Raw genomic sequence first — 4,729 nt, forward strand, 5'->3', positions numbered from 1 at the left:
AGGATCGCCAGCAGCAGCAGTGCGATGATGTTGGTGATCTTGATGGCGGGGTTCACGGCCGGGCCGGCCGTGTCCTTGTAGGGGTCGCCGACGGTGTCGCCCGTGACGGAGGCCTTGTGCGCCTCCGAGCCCTTCATGTGCCGGACGCCGTCCTTGTCGACGAAGCCGTCCTCGAAGGACTTCTTGGCGTTGTCCCAGGCGCCGCCGCCCGAGGTCATCGAGATGGCGACGAAGATGCCCGTCACGATGACGCCGAGCAGCATCGCGCCCACCGCCGCGAAAGCCTGGTTCTTGCCGGCGATGGCGTTGATCGCGAAGAAGATGACCACCGGCGCGAGAACCGGCAGCAGCGAGGGCAGGATCATCTCCTTGATCGCGGCGCGCGTCAGCATGTCGACGGCGCGGCCGTAATCGGGACGATCCGTCCCCTCCATGATGCCGGGCTTTTCCTTGAACTGGCGGCGCACCTCCTCGACCACCGAGCCCGCCGCCTTGCCGACCGCCGTCATGCTCATGCCGCCGAACAGGAACGGGATGAGGCCGCCGAGCAGGAGCCCGACCACGACGTAGGGGTTCGAGAGCGAGAAATCGACGGTGACGCCCTTGAAGTACTGGTAGGTGGTGCCGCCGGCCTTGTTCGCCTCGGCGATGAAGTAGTTCAGGTCGGAGGTGTAGGCGGCGAACAGCACCAGCGCGCCGAGGCCGGCGGAGCCGATCGCATAGCCCTTGGTGACGGCCTTGGTCGTGTTGCCCACCGCGTCGAGCGCGTCGGTCGACTTGCGCACATCCGCCGGCATGCCCGACATCTCGGCGATGCCGCCGGCATTGTCGGTGACCGGGCCGAAGGCGTCGAGCGCCACGACGACGCCGGCGAGGGCGAGCATGGCCGTCGTCGCGACGGCGATGCCGAAGAGGCCCGCGAGCGTGTAGGACACGATGATGCCGGCGACGATCACGACCGTCGGCATGGCGGTCGATTCGAGCGAGACCGCGAGGCCCTGGATCACGTTGGTGCCGTGGCCGGTGACCGAGGCCTGCGCGATCGAGACCACGGGCCGCTTGCCGGTGCCGGTGTAATATTCGGTGATCACGACGATGAGCGCCGTGACGGCGAGGCCCGCGACGGCGCAGCCGAACAGAGCGGCCGAGCTGTAGGTGACGCCGGCCGCGGTGGTGACCGTGGCATCGAAATTGCCGAAGAGCAGGAAGTTCACGGCGGCGATCGCCCCGACCGACAGAACACCGGCCGCGATGAAGCCCTTGTAGAGGGCGCCCATGATCGAGCCGTTATGGCCGAGCTTCACCGCGAAAGTGCCGATGATCGAGGTCACGATGCAGGCCGCGCCGATGGCCAGCGGATAGAGCAGCATCGTCTCGAGCGAAGGCGTCCCGGCGAAGAAGATCGCCGCGAGAACCATCGTGGCCACGATCGTCACCGCATAGGTCTCGAAGAGATCGGCCGCCATGCCGGCGCAGTCGCCGACATTGTCGCCGACATTGTCGGCGATGGTCGCGGGATTGCGCGGATCGTCCTCGGGAATCCCGGCCTCGACCTTGCCGACGAGGTCGGCGCCGACATCGGCGCCCTTGGTGAAGATGCCGCCGCCGAGACGGGCGAAGATCGAGATCAGCGAGGCGCCGAAGCCGAGCGCGACCAGGGAATCGATCACGATGCGGCTCGAGGGCGAATGGCCGAGCCCCTTGGTCAGGACGGCATAATAGATCGTGACCCCGAGCAGCGCGAGGCCCGCGACCAGCATGCCCGTGACCGCGCCCGACTTGAAGGCCACGTCGAGGCCGTCCGCCAGGGACCGGGAGGCCGCCTGCGCGGTGCGCACGTTGGCGCGGACGGAGACGTTCATCCCGATGAAGCCCGCCGCCGCCGACAGGATGGCGCCGATGGCGAAGCCCCCGCCCACCAGAGGACCGAGCAGCCAGGACAGGACGGCGAAGAGCACGATGCCGACGATGCCGATCGTGAGATATTGCCGCTTGAGGTAAGCCTGCGCGCCCTCCGCGACGGCTCCCGAGATCTCGCGCATCCGGGCGGTGCCCGCGTCGCGTTTCATCACGTCGCTGATCGCCCATAAGCCGTAGGCGATCGACAGAGCGCCTCCGATGATGATGAGGAGGAGTGCGGTCATCACGAACCCTTCAATACGGCGCAAGAACCCGGCAAGACCAGATCGCGGAGCCGGTGCGGAAGAGAACGCACGGGACCGCGCCCTGTATCACGACGCTCATGGGAGTCAGAGGCTGTCCGGGCCCTCCTGCCAAATTTTTCCCCATTTCGCAAATCGAACGTGGCCGTTCGCCGTGCCGGATCTCAGCGGGCGCGCAACTCCGTCTTCCGCCCCGAGACGGCGATGGCGAGAAGGGCGATCGCGACGAAGGGAAAGACCAGCCAGTTGACGGTCGCCCAGCCGCCTGACGCCTGGAGCGAGCCGGACGAGAAGGAGGCGAGGGCCACCGTGCCGAAGACGAGGAAATCGTTGGTCGCCTGGACCTTGGCGCGCTCCTGCGGCTCGTAGCATTCGGTGACGAGCGAGGTCGCTCCGATGAAACCGAGATTCCAGCCGAGGCCGACCAGGACCAGGACGCCCCAGAAATGCGCGACATCGCGCCCGGACAGGCCGATCACGGCCGAGAGCGCGATGAGGAGGAGGCCGGCGACCGTGACCGGCACCTTGCCGAACCGCGCGATCATCCGTCCCGTGAGCAGGCTCGGCCCGAACATCGCCAGGATGTGCCACTGGATGCCGAGCGTCGCGGAATCGACCGACAGCCCGCATTCCGCCACCATGGCGAGCGGCGCGGCCGCCATCACGAAGCTCATGAGGCCGTAGCTGACGAGCCCCGCCAGCACCGAGAGCAGGAAGCGCCGCTGCAGGACGATGGCCATGAGCGGCCGGCCCCGATCCGCCGGGGCCGGCGTCTCGACCGGCGCGGGCCTGCGCGAGCGCAGCTGCGCCACGACGAGGATCGTGACCAGCGCGAGCGCGGCCTGGCCGAGGAAGCCTCCGGCGAAGGGCGTGTCCGGCACGAGGTCGCGCGTCCAGATCACGGTCTGGGGACCGATGACGCCACCGAAAATGCCGCCGGTCATGACCCACGAGATCGCCCGCGCCCTCTCGGCGGGCGGCGCCTCGTCGGTGGCCGCGAAGCGATAGCTCTGGACATAGGAGGAGTAGAACCCGGCAAGCATCGTGCCCGCGCAGAAGACCAGGAACGAGCCGAGCGCGATGCCGGCCGCCGCGACGGAACCGGCCAGGACGCCGATGCTGCCGCCGATGAGATAGCCGCCGCGCCGGCCGAGCCGGGACATGAGATAGGCGGCGGGAATCGTCCCGAGCGCGATGCCGAGATGAGAGAGGCTCACCGGCACCGTCGCATAGGCGGCATCCGGCGCGAGGCGCGTGCCGACGAGGCCGCCCAGCGCGACCACGATCGAGGGGCTCGCCCCGCCGAGCGCCTGCGCGACAGCGAGAATCAGGGCCTGCTCGCGCCAGTTCGCCCGCGGTTCCGCGGAGGATATTGCCGACGCCATCACGCCGCCCCGAAATGCTGGAACGAGGTTCGGGAGAAGCGATATTCGCAGCCCGCCGAGAGGAAGGAGACCGCCCCGCCCTTCTCCCCCACCCGGCCGATCACCGTCATCGGAAGGCCGGTTTCGACGGCCCTCTGGCGGAGAGCCGGGCCGGCGGCCTCGGGGAAGGTGAAAAGCAGCTCGTAATCGTCGCCGCCGGTCACCAGCCGGTCGCGCCAGCCGGGATCGGCTTCGAGAACCTTCGCCGCCGCCGCCGAATAAGGGATTTGGTCGAGGTCGAGCCCGCCGCCGAGGCCGCTCGCGCCGAGCAGCTTCGCCGCATCTCCCGCGAGCCCGTCGGAGACGTCCATGGCCGCATGGGCGTGCTCCCGCAGCGCCCCGGCCCAGGCGAGCCGCGGCCGGGGCTCCCGGTAGCGCCCCGTCAGGAACCCGGTCTCGTCCTCGGACAGGCAGTCCCGCCATGCGGGCGGCTTCTCGCCGAGCAGGGCGAGGCCGAGAACCGCGTCGCCGATCGTCCCGGTCACGGCGACGAGGTCTCCCGGCTGCGCGGCGGTCCGCCGGACCATGGTCCCCGAGGGAACCTGCCCGAAGGCCGTGACGGAAATGCTCAAGGGCCCGGCCGCCCGCACGGTGTCTCCGCCGAGGAGCGGGCAGGTCCCGGCGCGGGAGGCGCGGCCGAGCCCCTCGCAGAAGGCGCTCAGCCAGGGCTCGGTCCAATCGTCGGGGAGCGCGAGGACCATGAGGAAGCCGGCCGGCTCGGCGCCCTTCGCGGCAAGATCCGACAGGTTCACGCCGAGGGCCTTCGCCGCGACCGATCCGGGAGGATCGCCCGGCAGGAAATGGACACCCTCGACGACGGCATCCACCGTCAGCACGAGGTCGTGGCCGGCCTTGGGCGTCAGCAGGGCGGCATCGTCCTTCAGGCCGAGAGCGCCGGCTCCGGCGAGCGGCGCGAGATGGCGCGCGATCAGCTCGTCCTCGGAGGCGCGCGCCATGGCGGCTAGCGCCCGCCCCGCCCCGGCCGGGGGCGGCCGGGGCGCTCGCCCAGCTCGCCGGGCCTCACCTCCCGCGCGACCGCATCCAGGACGCCGTTGACGAGGCCCGGCTCGTCGCCGCCGTAGAAGCCATGGGCCACGTCGACATATTCGGAGATGACGACGCGCGCGGGAACGTCCTTCATGC

At 69.8% G+C, this 4,729-nt stretch carries 4 protein-coding genes; all 4 read right to left on the reverse strand.

Annotated features, from left to right (window positions below; translation table 11 throughout):
- Positions 1-2,144 (reverse strand): sodium-translocating pyrophosphatase (locus tag PKD06_RS18355; RefSeq protein WP_324382686.1); only part of this gene is annotated, 2,144 nt, incomplete at its 3' end.
- Between the two features lie 182 nt (positions 2,145-2,326).
- The gene (locus PKD06_RS18360) at positions 2,327-3,547 is read right to left on the reverse strand and encodes an MFS transporter (RefSeq protein ID WP_324382688.1); all 1,221 of its coding nucleotides are present in this window, start codon (positions 3,545-3,547) and stop codon (positions 2,327-2,329) included.
- Positions 3,547-4,542, reverse strand: coding sequence for a thiamine-phosphate kinase (gene thiL / locus PKD06_RS18365; RefSeq protein WP_324382690.1), 996 nt, complete (start codon positions 4,540-4,542; stop codon positions 3,547-3,549). The genes PKD06_RS18360 and thiL overlap by 1 nt, the downstream gene beginning before the upstream one ends.
- 5 nt (positions 4,543-4,547) lie before the next feature.
- Positions 4,548-4,729 (reverse strand): transcription antitermination factor NusB (locus PKD06_RS18370; RefSeq protein ID WP_324382692.1); only part of this gene is annotated, 182 nt, incomplete at its 5' end.

The organism is Enterovirga sp. (assembly GCF_035325185.1).
In the GTDB taxonomy this organism is placed as follows: domain Bacteria; phylum Pseudomonadota; class Alphaproteobacteria; order Rhizobiales; family Beijerinckiaceae; genus Enterovirga.